The 1,172-nt window shown below is 63.7% G+C and carries 1 protein-coding gene; it reads right to left on the bottom strand.

The genetic code is table 11. The annotated features are described in order from the left end of the window. A partial coding sequence (gene dxr, locus A2I95_RS40425; protein WP_291737949.1) for a 1-deoxy-D-xylulose-5-phosphate reductoisomerase occupies window positions 1-1,109 on the bottom strand: 1,109 nt, incomplete at its 3' end. Window positions 1,110-1,172 lie beyond the last annotated feature (63 nt).

Below are 1,172 nucleotides of genomic sequence, written 5' to 3'. Positions count from 1 at the left end.
ACGTTATCAAGTGTCATTGCGGCATCAATGAGGTCACGTTCCGCTGACATGCGCTCTAGCGCGGTCTCGGTGACAGCCGCCATATCGGTAAACCGGATGCGGCCTGCGATGAAGTCATCCAGCGCCTGTTCCTTAGCCGCGTTGAAGGCTGCGCCCATCATACCGCCGCGTTCCATTACCTCATAGGCCAGGTGCAGTGCCGGATAGCGGGCCGGGTCCGGAGCACGGAAGTTCAGCTGGCCGATACGGGCCAGGTCCAGCCGTTCCACCGGCAGATCCTGGCGTTCCGGCCAATGCAGCGCGTAACCGATGGCGTGCCGCATGTCCGGCGCGCCCAGATGCGCCATCAGCGCACCGTCATTGAAGCCAACCAGCGCGTGGACCAGAGATTCGGGGTGCACCAGCACCTCGATCTGTTCAGGCCGAACACCGAAGTATTCCCGCGTTTCAATGACTTCCAATGCCTTATTAAACATCGACGCGCTGTCGATAGTGATCCGCTGACCCATATCCCAATTGGGATGCGAAGACGCCTGTGCCAGGCTTGCATCGGGCAAATCTTCCAGCGGCCAATCGCGGAATGCCCCGCCAGAGGCGGTGATGATGATCCGCTCAACCGCATCAATGTCTTCGCCCGCAAGCCCCTGGAACACCGCCGAATGCTCGCTGTCTACCGGCAACAGCCGGGCGCCGTATTGCCCGGCAGTCTCCAGCAACAACGCGCCCGCACAGACAAGCGATTCCTTGTTGGCCAGCGCCAGTGTGGTGCCGTGTTTCAGCGCCTCCAGCCCCGGCGCAAGGCCCGCCGCGCCAACGATGGCCGACATAATCCAATCCGCAGGCCGCGCGGCAGCCTCCACCAGCGCCGCCTGCCCTGCTGCAGCCTCGACACCGGTGCCTGCCAGCGCCGCGCGCAGATCCGGCAACCGGTCTTCATAGGCAGTGACCGCGACATCAGCCCGCAATGCGGCGGCGTCCGCGGCCAGCCGTGCGATATTGGCGCCGCCGGTCAGCGCCACCACGTCATAAGCGTCCGGCGCGCGGCGGATCAGATCGATAGTGTTCTGGCCGATTGAGCCTGTCGCGCCGAAAATCGAGACTTTCCGCATAGCTTTTCCTGTCTGGTTATCCCCAGAGGGCGGTCACGGCCAAGAGCATCGCCGCGGCCCCCA

The sequence above is a fragment of the Leisingera sp. F5 genome, from assembly GCF_001593695.1.
This window is presented reverse-complemented; position numbering and strand designations above follow the sequence as displayed.